The following is a 16,247-nucleotide window of genomic DNA, read 5'->3' as shown; positions in this document are numbered from 1 at the left end:
CCTTGAATGCCTCCCGTTGTGGGCGGCGATACTGGACCCACGGGGCAGACGTGAGAGGAGTTTCAGAATGGTTCAGAAAATTCGCAACAAAATCATAACGCGTTGTAAGGGAAATGAAAAATGAAACGCCCTGCTCGGTCAAAGCAGGGCGTTTCGGGGTTTAGAGCTCCGCCACAGCACCAGCGGCCATGACCTCCCCGGTGGGGACACCGCCGGGTGCGCCGCCGGGCGGCTCATCGGTAATGGCCAGCGTGATCTGCGCCGCCTCGGGCACCAGATTAGCGGGCAAGGCCACGCGGTTAACCTCCCCCTCAGGCAGCACGCCCAGAGAGATCGGCGCGCGGTCCGGCAGGATTGCCCAAAGCTCCAGCACGCGGCCTGCGGGCGCGTCGCCCGAGACACGGCGCAGCGCGATATCGCCACGCGACATGTCCATGACGGCCAGCAATTCCAGCGCGCTGTCCTCGGCGGCCATGCGGGTGGCATAGACCTCTGCCGGGGGCTGCATCGGCGCCTCGCGCAGCATCGGCAGGGCAAGGAAGGCCACGGTGGCCAGTGCTGCCACCGACACCCCCTGCCACAGCCAGAGCCGCTGCAACAGCGGCACCTGCCGCGCGGGGAAGAGCCGCGCCATCAGCGCGCGGCGCAGCTTCGCGGGCGGGGCGACGGGGGCGATATCGTCGGTCATCGCCACGAAACGCTCCTGCCAATCGGCCACGCGACGGGCAAAATCACGGTCTTGCATCAGCCGGGCGCGGGCGGCGGCACGGTCTTCGCCTTCCAACAGGCCCAAGGCCATTTCGGCGGCCAGCAGATCGTCGTCTTCGGGCGGGGTGATGGGGGTGTCGCTCATACGCTCATACACTCCCGCAGGGCCATCAGACCACGGCGCAGCCATGTGCGCATGGTGTTGAGCGGCACGTTGAAACGCTGCGCAAGCTCGGCATAGCTGTCGCCATCAAGGTACGCCCCGCGCACCGCAGCACCGCGATCCGCTTCAAGATCATCCAGACAATTGGTCAGCCGCTTGGCCTCAGAGGCGGCCACGGCGGATTGCTCGGGGTTCGGCCCCGGCGCGGCCAGTTCCAGCCCCGGCGTGTCGATGTTCTGATGGCCCTTGCGGGTGGCGCGCAGCCGGTCGATCGCTGTGTTGCGCGCAATGGTGATCAGCCACGTCATCGGCGACAGGCCATTGGCCTGATAGCGGTCGGAATTATTCCAGATTTTGACGAAACTGTCCTGCATGGCATCCTCTGCTGCGGCGCGTGTATCCAACACACGCAGGCAGACCCCGAATAGTTTCGCCGACACCCGATCATAGAGCGCCTCAAAAGCGGCACGGTCTCCCATTGCGACCTGCGCAATCAGACGCTCAATCTCTTCGCGGTCGCTGTCCAAGGGCCACTCCTTCGGGCGGTCATCTGTGTTCCGGCATAACGCTCATGGTGCGACAGCCGCAGTAAAAGTCAACCCTGCCTCATTCATGAACACAGGCGCAACCCATCGCCGCAAAACGAAAATTCACGCCGCGCTTCACAAAGATTGCAGGCTCTGGATGCTTAGGCTACCCACGATTCAGAGGGGAATGCGCAAAGGGAGACTGTGCATGCAAAACGCGCTTGAGACGTCCTATGACGTGGTGATCGTGGGCGGGGCCATCTATGGCTCGGCTTTGGCTTGGTGGCTGACCAACACGCCGGGATTCGACGGCGAGGTGCTGGTGGTCGAGCGTGATCCGACCTATGAATTCGCCTCGACCAGCCATACGAATTCCTGCATCCGCCAGCAGTTCAGCGCCCCCGTGAACATCCAGATTTCTCAGTTCGGGGCCGAGTTCATCAAAAACTTCCGCCACTTCATGCATGACGATCCCGAGGTGCCGGAACTGGCGTTGCAAAGCTTCGGGTACCTCTATCTTGCCGACACGCCCGAGTTTGCCCAGACCCTGCGCGAGGCGCAGGGCATCCAGACCTCCATGGGCGCGCATACCCAGCATATGACCAAGGATGAGATCGCCGCGCGCTATCCCTTCTACATGCTCGACGATGTGATCGCGGGCAATCACAACACGGTGGATGAGGGCTACTTCGACGGCGGCACCATGTTCGACTGGTTCAAACGCATGGCCAAGCGCCGCGGCGTGACCTTTGTGCATGACGAGGTGACGGGCATGGTGCTGAACCCTGCGGGCAGTGCCGTGGATGCGGTGACGCTGAAGTCCGGCGCGACGGTCTCCTGCGGGACGGTGGTCAATGCCTCCGGCCCCCGCGCGGCAGCGACGGCGCAGATGGCCGGGATCAGCCTGCCCGTGGTGCCGCGCAAACGCTACACCTTCATCTTCGATGCCGCCGAGCCGCTGGAAATGGACCTGCCGCTGACCATCGACCCCAGCGGCGTGCATATGCGCCAAGAAGGCAAATATTACATGGCCGGTTGCCCGCCAGAGGATGACTATGACGCCGCCTATGACGATTTCACCTTTGACCATTCGATCTGGGAAGAGAAGGTCTGGCCCACCATCGCCACCCGCGTTCCGGCCTTTGAGCGGGTCAAGGTGATCAACGAATGGGTCGGGCATTACGCCTATAACACCGTCGACCAGAACGCGATTCTGGGGCGGCACGACAAGGTCGCGAATTTCGTCTTTATGAACGGCTTTTCCGGCCACGGGTTGCAACAGGCCCCCGCCATCGGGCGCGGCACGGCAGAGTTGATCACCCATGGCGCCTACCGCACGCTCGACCTCACGCCACTGGACTACGCGCGGATCGTGCGTTCCGAGAAATTCGTGGAAAGGGCCGTGATATGAAATTGCGCGAGAACAGCTTCCTCACGGCCATCCGTGCCGGGCAAAAGCAGCTTGGCCTCTGGGTCTCCCTCTCCAACGGCTATGCCGCCGAGGTGGTGGCCCATGCGGGCTATGACTGGGTGATGCTGGATATGGAACATGCGCCCAGCGACATGGCCTCGGTGCTGGGGCAGTTGCAGGCGTTCTCGGGCAGTGAGACCACGGCGATGGTGCGGCCCGACTGGAACGATGCGGTCAAGGTCAAACGGCTGATGGACCTCGGCGCGCCGGGGCTGCTATTCCCCATGGTGCAGACACCCGATGAAGCCCGCGCCGCCGTGGCCGCCTGCCGCTATCCGCCCCGCGGCATTCGGGGCGTGGCCGGGCTGAACCGCGCCAACCAATTTGGTCGGGTCGCGGATTACAACGCCCAGGTCGAGAACCAAACCGCCATCCTGATCCAGCTTGAAACCCGCGCCGCCGTCGAAAACGCCGCCGCCTTTGCCGAGGTCGAGGGGATCGACGGTATCTTCTTTGGCCCCGCTGATATCGCCGCCGATATGGGCCATCTGGGCCAGACCCTGCACCCCGAGGTCTGGGAGGTGATCCGCCCCGCTGCCAAACTCTTAATGGACAAGGGCATTCCCGTCGGCACGCTGGTCACCGATCCCGATTTCGCCGCCCAACTGCTGAACGAAGGCTTCACCTTTGTCGCCTGCGGCACGGATGTGGGCCTTTTGGCCCAAGGGGCCGATGCGCTGCGCGCGCAGGTGCGCGACAAGATTTCTGAGACGTGAAAGGAAGATGTTATGAAATTTAAGAAACTGGTCCTGACAGGCGCCGCCGGGCGCCTCGGCTCCTACCTGCGCGAACCACTGGCCGCGATGTGCGAAGAACTGGTCAGCTCCGACATCGCCGAGGACATCGGCAAGCTTTACGACGGTGAGCGTTATCAGAAGGCCGATCTAGCGGAATACGACCAAGTCGCGGCCCTGATGGAGGGCGCTGACATGGTGGTGCATTTCGGGGCCATCGTGGACGAAAAACCCTTCATGGAACTCTTGGGCCCGAACTTCGTCGGCTCTTACAATGTCTGGGAATCGGCCTATCAAGCCGGGGTGCGCCGGGTGGTCTATGCCTCTTCGATCCATGCGGTGGGAATGCACAAAAAGGCCGATTTCATCGGCATCGACGCGGCCCACAAGCCCGATACTTTCTACGGCCTCGCCAAATGCTTCACCGAAGACCTCGGCTCCATGTACTGGGACAAGCGCCAGCTCGAATCCGTGCATCTGCGCATCCTGAGCGCGGCACAGGTCAACAACTCCCGCGCGCTCGGCTCGTGGCTCAGCTATGACGACCTGATCCAACTGGTGACCCGCGCGGTGGACACGCCCTCGGTCGGTTTCTCGGTGATCTACGGCGTGTCGAACAACGACCGCGCGCCGGTGGACAACTCGAAAGCCTCCTTCCTCGGCTACCGCCCGAAGGACAACGCCGAGCAATTCGCCGAAAAAGTGCTCGCCGAAGAAGGCCCCGCCGACATCAGCGACCCCGGCCAGATGTGCCACGGCGGCCCCTTCGCCAAGGTCGATCTGGGCGAAAGCGGCATCGCGCAGATGACCATCGTCGACGACAAGAAAGAGACCTAAGCGGCCAAACGAAAGGGACCGTCATGAAACTGCAAGACCTCGATATCATCGTGACGGCCCCGCCCGCCCCCGGCTGGGGCGGGCGCTATTGGATATTGGTCAAGGTGACCACCGACACCGGCATCACCGGTTGGGGCGAATGCTATGCCGCCAGCGTCGGGCCCGACGCCATGCGCGCGGTGATCGAAGATGTTTTTGCCCGCCATATGCAGGGCGAAAACCCCGAGAATATCGAGCTGATGTTCCGCCGCGCCTATTCCGCAGGATTCACTCAGCGGCCAGATCTGACGGTCATGGGCGCGTTTTCGGGGTTGGAGATCGCCTGTTGGGACATTCTGGGCAAGGACCGCGACCGCCCGGTGCATGCGCTGATCGGCGGGCGCACCAATGATCGGGTGCGCGGCTATACCTACCTCTACCCGTTGCCGCATCACAGCATGGCGGATTTCTGGACCTCGCCCGAGATGGCGGCGGAATCGGCGGCGGATTGCGTGGCGCGCGGCTATACGGCGGTGAAATTCGACCCCGCCGGCCCCTATACGCTGCGCGGCGGGCATATGCCTGCGATGTCGGACATCAGCACTTCAGCGGCGTTCTGCAAGGCCATCCGAGAGGCGGTGGGCGACCGTGCCGACCTGCTGTTTGGCACCCACGGGCAGTTCACCACCGCGGGCGCGATCCGGCTGGGCCAAGCGATCGAACCCTATAGCCCGCTGTGGTACGAAGAACCGATCCCGCCAGACGCGCCCGAGCAGATGGCCAAGGTCGCACGCGGCGTGCGCGTCCCTGTGGCCACGGGCGAGCGGCTGACCACCAAGGCCGAATTCGCGCCTTTGTTGCGGGCGGGCGCGGCGGAGATCCTGCAACCGGCCCTTGGCCGCGTGGGCGGCATCGCGGAGGCCAAGAAGATCGCCACCATGGCCGAGGTCTATAACGCGCAAGTGGCGCCGCATCTCTATGCCGGGCCGGTGGAATGGGCCGCGAATGTGCAGCTCGCTACCGCGATCCCGAACATCCTGATGTGCGAATGTATCGAGACGCCATTCCATGACCAATTGATCAAAGGGTCGATCCGGGTGGAGGACGGCTTTATCACCGCCCCCACAGCGCCCGGTCTGGGGATCGAAGTCGATGAGGAATTCGCCCGCGCGCATCCCTATACAGGCGATGGCCTGCATCTGGAGATGCGTGAAGAGCCTTGCGATTATGTGAATGGGAATAATTTCCAAGGCGGCGCACCGGCGGATAGCCACTAAGGGCCATCGCCTGCCCGGCCCGGAACAAGCCGCAGGCGCCGGGCCATCGCCTGCCCGCCCCCCGGGTAGGCGATTTTGCCACCTACACGTCCCTCTGCGACCCCACATCGAACCTGTGCCATAAAGTGGCATGAACAACCCGAGGCGTCGCCAACCCGCGGGCAGGCGCTAGCCCTCGACTACCCCAGCAAGTCCCGCGCCGCAGCGACAATCCCCTCCCGCGAGGGCAACGTCGCCGCATAGGCCGGCCCCGTGGCGATGAAACTGTCCTCCGCCGTCAGCCGCGCGAACCTTGCCACACCGTGCTCCGCCATCAGCGCCATCAGCGCCTCGGCCTGCCCGCCCGTCCGACGACACTCGTCCACGATCAGCACCGGACGATCCCCGATGGCCTCGATCAACGCATCCTCCGGCAAAGGCGCCAGCCAGCGCAGGTCGATCACCCGCGCATCAACACCTGCCTCGGCCAAATCGCGCGCCGCCTGCTGGCTCAGGTAATGCCCGTTGCCGTAGCTCACGATCGCCAGATCGCTGCCCGCGCCCGTGACCCCGACCTCGCCCAGAGCGATCCGCCGATCCGGGGCCGGGTAGCTACGCATCCAGCCGCCATCCCCGGCCTCCATCAGGTCGCGCATCGGGTAAAGCGCGATGGGCTCGACAAAGACCACCACCCGCTGCTCCTCGCGCGCCAGACGATGGGCTTCGCGCAGCATCATCGCCGCGTCGTCCCCTGCCGAGGGGCAGGCGATGATAATGCCGGGAATGTCGCGCAGCACGGCCAGCGAATTGTCGTTGTGGAAATGCCCGCCGAACCCTTTCTGATAGCCGAGCCCCGCAATGCGCAGCACCATCGGGTTGCTCCATTGACCGTTGGAGAAGAACGGCAGGGTCGCCGCCTCGCCGCGCAGCTGGTCCTCGGCGTTGTGCAGATAGGCGAGGAACTGGATCTCCGGCATCGGCAAAAAGCCATTGTGCGCCATGCCGATGGCGAGGCCGAGGATGCTCTGCTCGTCCAGCAGCGTGTCGATCACCCGCCCCGGCCCGAAACGGTTCTGCAGCTTCTGCGTGACGCCATAGACCCCGCCCTTGCGGCCCACGTCCTCGCCCATCAGCATGGTCTCGGGGTGCGAAAGCATCAGGTCGTGCAGCGCCCAGTTGATCAGCCGCGACATCGGCTGGAGGTTGTCCATCTGCCCCATATCGCTGCCAAAGGTCTCAGCCCGCGCCTCGGCGCTCGGCCCGTTGCTGGGCGCGCAGTCGCGCTTGGGCGGCACGAGGCTGGCCATGACGTCCGACGCCGTCTTCAGCCGGGGGCGTTTCACCACTTCGTCAGCCGCCTTCGCGACCACCTCTTGCGTATTGCGGTAGATCGCCAGCGCCTCCTCGGCAGACGCTCCAGCCTCAACCAGCAGCCGCGCGGAATGCAGCAGCGGATCGTTGGCCTCATCCGCTTCCACCTCGGCCCGGGGCAGATAGGAGGTCGCCACATCCGCCCCGGCATGGCCATAGAGCCGCACGGTGCGCAGGTGCAGGAAAGCCGGCTTGCGATGCACGCGCACGTAATCCGCCGCCTCCTTCGCCGCCGCATAGGCCGCGTGCAGATCGAGCCCGTCGCCCTCGAAATACTTCAGCCCCGGCCTGCCCGACATCGACGCCTTAATCCAGCCCGTCGGTGTCTTGGTCGAAATGCCGATGCCGTTGTCCTCACAGACAAACAGCAGCGGCAGCGGCACGCCCTGCACGGCGGTCCAGCAAGCGGCATTTATCGCCCCTGCGCGGTGGAGTGGTTGGCCGAGGCGTCGCCGAAACTGCACATGGCGATGCCGTCGCGCGGCAGGATCGCATGCTCGGGCCGGTGCCGCCGCGCCATGCCGATGGAATGCGCCGCCCCCACCGCCTTGGGCAGATGGCTTGCGATGGTCGAGGTCTGCGGCGGGATCATCAGCGGGCGCGAGCCCAAGACCTTGTGCCGCCCGCCGCTGATCGGGTCCTCGCAGAACAGGCAAAGCTGAGCAGCATGTCGCACATCATGTCCTGCCCGCCCGCCTGATCGCCCCGGGCGATCTGGAAGGCCGCATCGCGGTAATGCAGGAAAGCGATGTCATCGACGCGCAGCGCCGCCGCCACCGCTGCCATCCCCTCGTGCCCCGATGAGCCGATAGTGTAGAACCCCTGCCCCTCCTTCTGCATGACGCGGCTTTGCAGGTCGAGCGCCCGGCTCAGCACCTGAGCACGGTAGAGTTGCTCTAGCTGGTCGCGATCAAGCGCCTTTTGTGGGCAGGTGGAAACGGGAAAATCCCCCGCCGCAACGCGACGGAGGAAGTTCTCATGAACGATGGCAACGCGGTCCATGGGGCCTCTTCAAATAGAAATTAATCGCCCTCGGCGAAAGCATGTCGGCCAGAAAGAAAGGCGCCGCCCCTCTTTCTGGCCATAAGTATTCTCGGTGGCCGGGGGAGTGCCCCCGAAGCCAGTGTTTAGAAGAACGCCTGCAGGCCGGTCTGCGCACGGCCCAGGATCAGCGCGTGCACGTCATGAGTGCCCTCGTAGGTGTTCACCGTCTCGAGGTTCATCATGTGACGGATCACCTGGAATTCGCCCGAGATGCCGTTGCCGCCGTGCATGTCGCGCGACATGCGTGCCACGTCGAGCGCCTTGCCGCAGTTGTTGCGCTTGACGATCGAGATCATCTCGGGCGCGGCATTGGCGGCATCCATCAGGCGGCCCACTTGCAGCGAGCCCTGAAGGCCGAGCGAAATCTCGGTCATCATATCCGCCAGCTTCTTCTGGAACAGTTGGGTTTGCGCCAGCGGCTTGTTGAACTGCTTGCGGTCCAGCCCGTATTGCAGCGCCGCGTGCCAGCAGAACTCGGCAGCACCCATCGCGCCCCAAGAAATGCCGTAGCGGGCGCGGTTGAGGCAGCCGAAGGGGCCTTTCAGACCCTGCACATTTGGCAGCAGCGCGTCTTCGCCGACTTCAACACCGTCCATGACGATCTCACCGGTGATCGAGGCGCGCAAGGAAAGCTTGTTGCCAACCTTCGGCGCGCTCAGACCCTTCATGCCTTTTTCCAGCACAAAGCCGCGGATCTTGCCGTCATGCGCCTCGGACTTGGCCCAAACCACAAAGACATCGGCGATGGGGGAGTTCGAGATCCACATCTTGGAACCGGTCAGCTTGTAGCCCGTGTCGGTCTTCACGGCGCGGGTCTTCATGCCCGCAGGGTCGGAGCCCGCATCGGGCTCGGTCAGGCCAAAGCAGCCGATCCATTCGCCCGAGCAGAGCTTGGGCAGGTATTTCTGGCGCTGCTCTTCGGAGCCATAGGCGTAGATTGGATACATGACGAGGCTCGCCTGCACCGACATCATCGAGCGGTAGCCGCTGTCCACGCGCTCGACCTCACGGGCGACGAGACCGTAGGAGACATAGCTGCCGCCGAGACCGCCGTATTCCTCGGGGATGGTGACGCCGAGAAGGCCCATCTCGCCCATCTCGCGGAAGATCTCGGGGTCGGTCTTTTCCTCAGCAAAGGCTTCGATCACGCGCGGTTGCAGCTTTTCCTGCGCATAGGCGCGGGCGGAATCGCGGATCATGCGCTCGTCTTCGGTGAGCTGGCTGTCGAGGCGGAAGGGATCCTGCCAATCGAAGGTTCCAAGATCGGGTTTGTCCTTGGCGCGCAGCTTGGGGGCGTCAGCGGTCATGATGCATCCTTTCGGGTGATGTGATTTGCGGCAGTATTGCAAATCGGCGGCGCGAACTCTATCGCTGCTTTGTCCTGAGTTCATGAGAAAAAGTCATATGATCGCGCCACGCCGCTTCCTGCCTTCGATCTCGGCCCTGCTGTCTTTCGAGGCGGTCGTGCGGCTCGGCACCGCCACGGCGGCGGCGCAGGAATTGAACCTCACGCAGAGCGCGGTGAGCCGTCAGATCAAGACGCTGGAGGAACAGCTGGGCGTGACGCTGATGATCCGTCAGGGCCGCCGTCTAACCCCGACGCAGGCGGGATTGGATTATGTAACGCAGGTGCGCGACATCCTGAACCGACTGGCGCAGGCCTCGGTCTCGGCCCGGACGAACCCTACGGGGGCACGTTGAATCTGGCGATCCTGCCTGCCTTCGGGATGCATTGGCTGGCCCCGCGCCTGCGCGATTTCGCGCGGGACCACCCGGAAGTGACGGTGAACCTATCGACCCGGCTGCGGCCCTTCGCCTTTGCGGGCAGCCGATTCGACGCCGCCATTCATTTTGGTCATGAAGATTGGCCCGGCGTGCGCTACCTGCCGCTTTTGCCGGAAACGGTGGTGGCGGTCTGCGCACCCGACCTGCTGCCCGCACCCTTGGAGGATGCACGCGACGTGCGCCATCTGCCGCTGCTTCACCTAGAGACCCGCCCGCGCGGATGGGCGCGCTGGCTGTCCTCGCTCGGAGTAACGGATGAGCCGCCGGGCGGCATGATGTTCGACCAATTCTCGACCATGGCGCAGGCGGCGATACACGGACTAGGGGTGGCGCTGCTGCCGACCTTCTTCGCCCGCCCCTACCTGCGCGACGGGCAATTGGTGCTGGCCGCTTCACCCACCACGCAGAGCATCGGGAACTACTACCTCGTCTGGCCTGACGACCGGGATGAGACGGCGGCGCTTGCGTCATTCCGTGGCTGGCTGGCCCAGCAGGCGGAGCCTGCGACGGCAGGATGAGCCGCGCAAAGCTGGCCCAAGTTATGCCGCATTTACCTTGTATGAAACCGGCTAACCCGCCCGCATCGGGCGTTCCAAAGGAGCAGATGATGCTAAGTTCATACCGCAAAAGCACCGGCGCTCTGGCCCTTGCCCTGAGCTTCTGCGCCGCTGGCGCCATGGCCGAAAGCCGCAACGTGCTGATCGTCGACGGCGCCTATTTCCCATCGCTGTCCCATGTGCAGCCGGGCGATCAGGTGGTCTTTACCAACAACGCCACCGGCAGCCATACGATCACCGGCGAGGACGAGGCATGGACCAGCGGGCCGATCCCCGTGAACGGCAGCTACACGCTCGACATCACCGCACAGACCCCGACGCGTTTCAGCGGGCAAACCTTGGAAGAGCCTGCTTTCGAAGGGGCGATCAGCTTCGACTGAGCCCGCACCAGTTTCAGCCCTTCAAAGCCCCGCTTGCGACAGCGGGGCTTTGTCGTTTCAGCGCTTGGCCTTATTGGGCAAAAACGCGGTCCAAATCGGCGAACCCCTTGACTTCGATCGGATTGCCCGACGGGTCGCGGAAGAACATGGTCGCTTGCTCGCCCGGTTCCCCTTCGAAACGCAGCGAGGGTTCGATCACGAAGTCGACCTCTGCGCCCTTCAGCCGCTCCGCCAGCGCCTTCCAATCCTCCATCCGCAGGACGACGCCCAGATGCGGCATCGGCACCATATGCTCACCGACCTTGCCGGTGGCCTCTGTCTTGAAAGGCTCGCCCAGATGCATGGAGATCTGGTGGCCGAAGAAGGAATAATCGACCCAAGTTTCGGTCGACCGGCCTTCGGTGCAGCCCAGCACATCGCCGTAGAAGGCGCGGGTCTCGTCAAGGTCGCGGACGTTATAGGCAAGGTGGAAGGGGGTGAGCATAGCGGTCTCCTGTTTGGTTACCGCATGTGTATCCCTTGGCGGGAGAGGTGCAAGGGGCTGGCTTGCGGGGGACGCGCAGCTTGGGCATCCGCCCGGAATCAAGGGCCCTGCCCGGCTATTCACAAACAAAAAGGGCGCGCCCCGCTGGACGCGCCCCCTCGCTAAGGCCTGAGACCCTTACTTCATCTTGATGCGGCCATCGGTGTAGGGTTTGTAGCTGCCGTTCTTCGCCAGATACTCCGCCGTCACATCCGCCAGATCGGGGCCGAAGTCATAGGCATTCTCGGCGTCCTTGAACATCGCGTAGCCGTCGCCGCCATTGCGGACATAGTTGTTGGACACGGCGCCATAGGTCTTTTCGGGATCAATCGGTTCGCCCCCCACCATCACATCGCTGATGCGGCTGCCGGGCTCGGCCTTGGGATCAAAGGTATAAGACATGCCCGCCACCTGCGGGAAACGGCCCGCGCCGTCTTCCAACTGGCTTACCCCGTTTTCCAAGGCTTCGATCAGGGTCGCGCCGCTAATCTGGAAGGTCGAGAGCGTGTTCTGGAACGGCAGCACGGTCAGCACCTCGCCCATGGTCACCTCACCCGCGTCGATGGAGGCACGCAAGCCGCCCGCGTTGGAGATCGCCACGTCGATGCCCTGATCCTTCACCCGGTCCAGCATCGCGTCGGAGACAAGGTTGCCCATCGCACATTCCTGCGCGCGGCAGATGTCACGGCTGCCTTCGATGGTTTCCGACGTCTCGGCCACGACCTTCTGGCGCAGCTCCTCCAGCGGGGCGGCGCGTTCGGCCACCAGATCGACCGTCGCCTGATCCTCTTCGACAGAGGCATCCAGCAGGATCGGATCGCCGGAGATCGAGGTCACCTCGCCTTCGTCGTCGAAGGTGACGTTCAGCTCGCCCAGATATTTGCTGTAGGCATAGGCCTGCACGATCGGCACGTCGTTGACCATGGTCGGGTAAGCGCCCTCGGCCCGCTCTTCGCTGTTGCTCAGAAGCGTGTGGGAATGGCCGCCGACGATCAGGTCAACCCCGGTCAACTCCTCGGCCAGCCGCTTGTCGCCCGCCAGCCCGATGTGGGTGAGCAGGATGATCTTGTTAACCCCGTCCTCGGTCAGCGCGTCGATCTCGGCCTGTGCCGCATCCGCTGCGGGGGAGAAGATCACCTCCGCCCCGGGCGAAGAGGTTTCGGGCGTGTCTTCGGCAAGGACAGAAACGATGCCGATCCGCTCCCCACCAACCTCAACCACGGTGGATTTGCCGATCTCGCCCTCCAGCCCCTCGACGCCGCTCACGTCGATATTGGCCGAGAGCACGGGGAAATCGACCTGTGCCACGAAATCGGCCAACCCCTCGGGGCCGTCGTCAAACTCGTGGTTGCCCACGGCCATCACGTCATAGTCGAGCTTCGACATGAACTCGGCCGCCATGTCACCCTTGTAACGCGTGTAGAAAAGCGAGCCTTGGAACCAGTCGCCCGCATCCAGCAGCAGGTGGTTCTCGCCCGCGCGTTCGCGTGCGGCTTCGATTGCGGTGACCATGCGCGCGACGCCGCCAAAGCATTTGCCCTCAGCATTATCCTCGGCGCTGCAGGGGCCGTCATATTTGCTGATCGGCTCGAACCGGTCATGGAAATCATTGGTATGCAGAATGGTCAGATTATACTCTGCCGCCGCCATGCCGCTGGTCAAAGCCAGCGCAGCGGTCGCGGTCAGGAATCGTTTCATGATAGTTCCCCTGTTGCTTGTTATGCCGGTATCGTGGCGCGGGGTTTGGCCCGTGTCAAAGGTCATATGACCTGCCCTATGGTCACCCGCGGGTCTTGACCCCGCCCCGCCCGGCGGGCATCAGAAGCCATGCTGATTTTCAAGATATTCCGCGCAGACGAATGGGCTGCGCTGCGCAAGAACGGGGTCTCGGACGGGGCGCCGATCGATGTCACCGATGGCTTTGTGCATTTCTCCACCGCCGAACAGGCGGCGGAAACCGCAGCCAAACATTTCAAGGGGGAGGACGGTCTCTTCCTGCTCGCGCTAGAAGCCGACGCTCTGGGCGATGCGCTGAAATGGGAGCCCTCGCGCGGCGGCGCGCTTTTCCCCCATCTCTACCGCCCGCTCAAACTCGAAGACGTGGTCTGGGCGCAGCCTCTGCCGCTGGTGGATGGCGTGCATGAATTCCCCGCAGGATTGGGCGAGGCCAGCAAATGACGCCGCTCTTGGAAAGGCTGGGCTTGCGGGCGCTGCACCGGGTCGATCCCGAAGCGGCGCACGGTCTGGCGATCCGCGCGCTGCGGGCGGGGCTTGCGCCTGCGCCGGGGCCGCAGACTTCGGCGCGGCTGCACACCACGCTTGCGGGGCTGGACCTCCCGAACCCTGTTGGGCTGGCGGCGGGGTTTGACAAGAACGCCACCGCAATCGCCCCCCTCTCCCGCGCCGGGTTTGGCTTTGTCGAAGTGGGGGCCGCCACGCCCCTGCCCCAGCCCGGCAATCCGCGCCCGCGCCTGTTTCGCCTGACCGAGGATCGCGCCGCGATCAACCGTTTCGGCTTTAACAACGAGGGGATGGAAGCGATCTGCGCCCGGCTTTCGCGCCGGGGTGCGGGGGTGCCGGTGGGACTGAACCTTGGTGCGAACAAGACCAGCCAAGACCGCGCCGCCGACTTTGCCCGCGTGATGACCGCCGCGCGCAATCACGTCGATTTCGCGACGGTCAATGTCTCCTCCCCCAATACCGAGAAGCTGCGCGACCTTCAGGGCAAGGCGGCGCTCTCGGCCCTGCTCGAAGGGGTGATGGACGTGCGCGGCGCCACGCCGGTTTTCCTAAAAATCGCCCCCGATCTCAGCGAAGCCGAGATTGAGGATGTGGCCGAGGTTGCCCAAAATTCGGGCGTTGCTGCCATCATCGCGACCAATACCACGCTTGACCGCACCGGCCTTGCCAGCGCCCATGCAGCTGAGGCGGGCGGTCTGTCGGGTGCGCCGCTGTTCGACCGCTCGACCCGCGTCTTGGCGCGGCTGGCGGGGCTGACGGATATTCCGCTGATCGGCGTCGGCGGGGTGTCGGACGCGCAGACCGCCTATGCCAAGATCTGCGCGGGGCCTCTGCCCTGCAACTTTACACCGCGCTGGTCTTCGGCGGCCTCGGGCTGGTGCGAGAGATCACCACCGGGCTGGATGCACTCTTGGCCCGCGACGGTTTTGCCAACGTGGCTGAGGCCGTGGGCAGCAAACGCGAGGATTGGCTATGATCACCCTATGGCATAACCCGCGCTGTTCGAAATCGCGGCAGACGCTGGCGCTGGTCGAAGCGGCGGGGGTGGAAGTAACCCTGCGCCGCTACCTCGAAGACGCGCCGACCCGGGATGGGATCATCGCCGCCCGCGACGCCCTTGGCCTGCCTGCGATCAAGATGATGCGGACGGGCGAAAGGCTGTTCAAAGAGTTGGGCTTGACCAAGAACAGCCCCGAAGAGGCCCTGATCGACGCCATGGCCGCCCATCCGATCCTGATCGAACGCCCCATCGCTTTTAGCACTGGCCGCGCCGTAATCGGCCGCCCGCCCGAGGCGGTGCAGGCGCTGCTCTAGCCCGCCGCGCGCTCCAACGCCGGGTAGCGCAGCGCCAAGGTGATGCCGCGCACCACGAAGGACACCAGAAGCGACATCCAAAGCCCGTGATTGCCCAGGCTCGGCACCAGTGCCAGCGCGGTCACGGCATAGATCAGAAACGACACGAGCATCATATTGCGCATGTCGCGCGACCGCGTGGCGCCGATGAAGATACCGTCGAACATATAGGCCGCACAGCCCAGCAGCGGCGCCGCGACCATATAGGGCAGATAGACCCGGGCGAGGTCTTGCACCTGCGGGGCCTTGGCCATCAGATCGATGATCGCGCCGCCGCTGGCGGCAAAGACCACCGCCAACAGCAGGCTGACCAAGAACGCCCAGGCGGAGGTCAGCACCGCCCCGCGCCGCAGCACATCACGCTGCCCCGCGCCGTAAGCCCGGCCAATGATCGCCTCGGCGGCGAAGGCGAAACCGTCCAGCCCGTAGGAGGTGATCATCATGAATTGCAGCAGCACCTGATTGGCCGCCAAGGTCACATCGCCCAAGCCCGACCCCATGAAGAGGAAGGAGACAAAGATCGCCTGCAACAGAAGCGAGCGGATCAGGATATCGGTGTTCACCTGCATCATGCGCGTCCAGCGCGGCCCGTCAAAGACCTGCGCCCAATCGCGCCACGCCACCCCTGCGAAAGCCGCGCGGCAGAACCACAGGCCCAAGGCCGCCCCGCTCCACTCCGCGAGAAAGGTGGCGATGGCGACGCCTTCGACACCCCAACCGAGGCCCAGCACAAACCACAGATCCAACAGAATGTTCAGCCCGTTCATCCAGACCTGCAACACCAGCACGGCGCGGCTGCGCTCCTGCGCGATAAGCCAGCCGGTGATCGCATAGATCGAGATGGCAGCGGGCGCAGACCAGATGCGGATCGCCATATATTGTCGCGCCAGCCCCTCAACCTCGGGCGATCCGGGAGCGATTTGGAACGAGGCCCAGAAAAGCGGCCATTGCAGCGCCATCAAGGCCAGCCCCGCCCCCGCGCCGATCAAAAGCCCGCGCGTCAGCAATGCGGCGACCTCGCCCTTTTCGCCATTGCCCGCCGCCTGCGCGGTGAGGCCCACGGTGCCCATCCGCAGAAAGCCGAAAACCCAATAGAGCGCCGAGAGGATGATCGCCCCAGCCCCACCGCGCCGATGGGGGCGGCGGCGCCCATCTGCCCCACCACGCCGGTATCGACCGCGCCGAGGATCGGCACTGTGGCGTTGGAAATGACAATGGGAACCGCGATCTTGAGCACGCGGCGATGGGTCACCACATCACGCGCCGCCAGCGTGCCACGCTCAACCGCGCGCACCTCTGCCTCGGTCAGCGGCTCCGT

General features: G+C 64.3%; 12 protein-coding genes and 4 pseudogenes. 9 read left to right on the top strand and 7 right to left on the bottom strand.

The window, feature by feature from the left end; all coding sequences use genetic code 11:
- Positions 1-160: 160 nt before the first annotated feature.
- Positions 161-853: an anti-sigma factor gene (locus CUR85_RS11285; RefSeq protein ID WP_067268386.1), complete on the bottom strand. Its 693-nt coding sequence runs from the start codon at positions 851-853 to the stop codon at positions 161-163.
- Positions 850-1,350 carry a sigma-70 family RNA polymerase sigma factor gene (locus tag CUR85_RS11280; protein ID WP_067263638.1) on the bottom strand — a complete coding sequence of 167 codons (501 nt, stop codon included), beginning with the start codon at positions 1,348-1,350 and terminating at the stop codon, positions 850-852. The genes CUR85_RS11285 and CUR85_RS11280 overlap by 4 nt, the downstream gene beginning before the upstream one ends.
- Positions 1,351-1,606: 256 nt before the next feature.
- Here CUR85_RS11280 and CUR85_RS11275 point away from each other — a divergent pair, with 256 nt between their 5' ends.
- From CUR85_RS11275 to CUR85_RS11260, 4 genes are read left to right on the top strand one after another with little or no spacing between them, the layout of a single operon-like run.
- Positions 1,607-2,809 (top strand): NAD(P)/FAD-dependent oxidoreductase, encoded by a 1,203-nt coding sequence (locus CUR85_RS11275; protein WP_067263635.1) that lies wholly within the window; start codon positions 1,607-1,609, stop codon positions 2,807-2,809.
- Complete coding sequence (locus CUR85_RS11270) at positions 2,806-3,585, top strand: HpcH/HpaI aldolase family protein (protein ID WP_067263632.1); 780 nt, start codon at positions 2,806-2,808, stop codon at positions 3,583-3,585. Before CUR85_RS11275 ends, CUR85_RS11270 begins: the two co-directional genes overlap by 4 nt.
- Before the next feature lie 12 nt (positions 3,586-3,597).
- Positions 3,598-4,440: an NAD-dependent epimerase/dehydratase family protein gene (locus CUR85_RS11265; protein WP_067263631.1), complete on the top strand. Its 843-nt coding sequence runs from the start codon at positions 3,598-3,600 to the stop codon at positions 4,438-4,440.
- A 23-nt stretch (positions 4,441-4,463) separates the two neighbouring features.
- On the top strand, positions 4,464-5,696 hold the full coding sequence (locus CUR85_RS11260) for a mandelate racemase/muconate lactonizing enzyme family protein (RefSeq protein WP_067263629.1): 1,233 nt from the start codon (positions 4,464-4,466) through the stop codon (positions 5,694-5,696).
- A 179-nt stretch (positions 5,697-5,875) separates the two neighbouring features.
- On the opposite strand, the pseudogene CUR85_RS11255 reads toward CUR85_RS11260, so the two are convergent.
- Together CUR85_RS11255 and CUR85_RS11250 are read right to left on the bottom strand one after the other, a co-directional pair.
- Positions 5,876-8,048: pseudogene (locus CUR85_RS11255) on the bottom strand (thiamine pyrophosphate-dependent enzyme).
- Positions 8,049-8,173: 125 nt separating this feature from the next.
- Positions 8,174-9,397 (bottom strand): acyl-CoA dehydrogenase, encoded by a 1,224-nt coding sequence (locus CUR85_RS11250; RefSeq protein WP_067263620.1) that lies wholly within the window; start codon positions 9,395-9,397, stop codon positions 8,174-8,176.
- 97 nt (positions 9,398-9,494) lie between these two features.
- Here CUR85_RS11250 and CUR85_RS11245 point away from each other — a divergent pair.
- Together CUR85_RS11245 and CUR85_RS11240 are read left to right on the top strand one after the other, a co-directional pair.
- Positions 9,495-10,393, top strand: a pseudogene (locus CUR85_RS11245) (LysR substrate-binding domain-containing protein).
- Positions 10,394-10,479: 86 nt separating this feature from the next.
- The gene (locus CUR85_RS11240) at positions 10,480-10,812 is read left to right on the top strand and encodes a cupredoxin domain-containing protein (protein WP_136720449.1); all 333 of its coding nucleotides are present in this window, start codon (positions 10,480-10,482) and stop codon (positions 10,810-10,812) included.
- Positions 10,813-10,882: 70 nt separating this feature from the next.
- On the opposite strand, the gene CUR85_RS11235 is transcribed toward CUR85_RS11240, so the two are convergent.
- Positions 10,883-11,296 carry a VOC family protein gene (locus CUR85_RS11235; protein WP_067261177.1) on the bottom strand — a complete coding sequence of 138 codons (414 nt, stop codon included), beginning with the start codon at positions 11,294-11,296 and terminating at the stop codon, positions 10,883-10,885.
- Between the two features lie 177 nt (positions 11,297-11,473).
- Positions 11,474-13,033 carry a bifunctional metallophosphatase/5'-nucleotidase gene (locus tag CUR85_RS11230; protein ID WP_067261179.1) on the bottom strand — a complete coding sequence of 520 codons (1,560 nt, stop codon included), beginning with the start codon at positions 13,031-13,033 and terminating at the stop codon, positions 11,474-11,476.
- A gap of 129 nt (positions 13,034-13,162) precedes the next feature.
- On the opposite strand from CUR85_RS11230, the gene CUR85_RS11225 reads away from it, so the two are divergent.
- The 3 genes and pseudogenes from CUR85_RS11225 (at position 13,163) to arsC (ending at position 14,890) form a co-directional block, all read left to right on the top strand.
- A complete protein-coding gene (locus tag CUR85_RS11225; RefSeq protein WP_067261180.1) occupies positions 13,163-13,513 on the top strand; it encodes a DUF952 domain-containing protein in 351 nt (116 codons plus the stop codon).
- Positions 13,510-14,552: pseudogene (locus CUR85_RS11220) on the top strand (quinone-dependent dihydroorotate dehydrogenase). The gene CUR85_RS11225 and the pseudogene CUR85_RS11220 overlap by 4 nt, the downstream one beginning before the upstream one ends.
- Positions 14,549-14,890: an arsenate reductase (glutaredoxin) gene (gene arsC / locus CUR85_RS11215; RefSeq protein WP_067261185.1), complete on the top strand. Its 342-nt coding sequence runs from the start codon at positions 14,549-14,551 to the stop codon at positions 14,888-14,890. Before CUR85_RS11220 ends, arsC begins: the two are co-directional and overlap by 4 nt.
- On the opposite strand, the pseudogene CUR85_RS11210 reads toward arsC, so the two are convergent.
- A pseudogene (locus CUR85_RS11210) lies at positions 14,887-16,238 on the bottom strand (MATE family efflux transporter). The gene arsC and the pseudogene CUR85_RS11210 overlap by 4 nt on opposite strands.
- Between the last annotated feature and the right edge of the window lie 9 nt (positions 16,239-16,247).

The sequence above is a fragment of the Sulfitobacter faviae genome (assembly GCF_029870955.1).
Lineage (GTDB): Bacteria > Pseudomonadota > Alphaproteobacteria > Rhodobacterales > Rhodobacteraceae > Sulfitobacter > Sulfitobacter faviae.
Note: the sequence above shows the minus strand (reverse complement) of the source record. Positions and strands in the feature narration are given on the sequence as shown.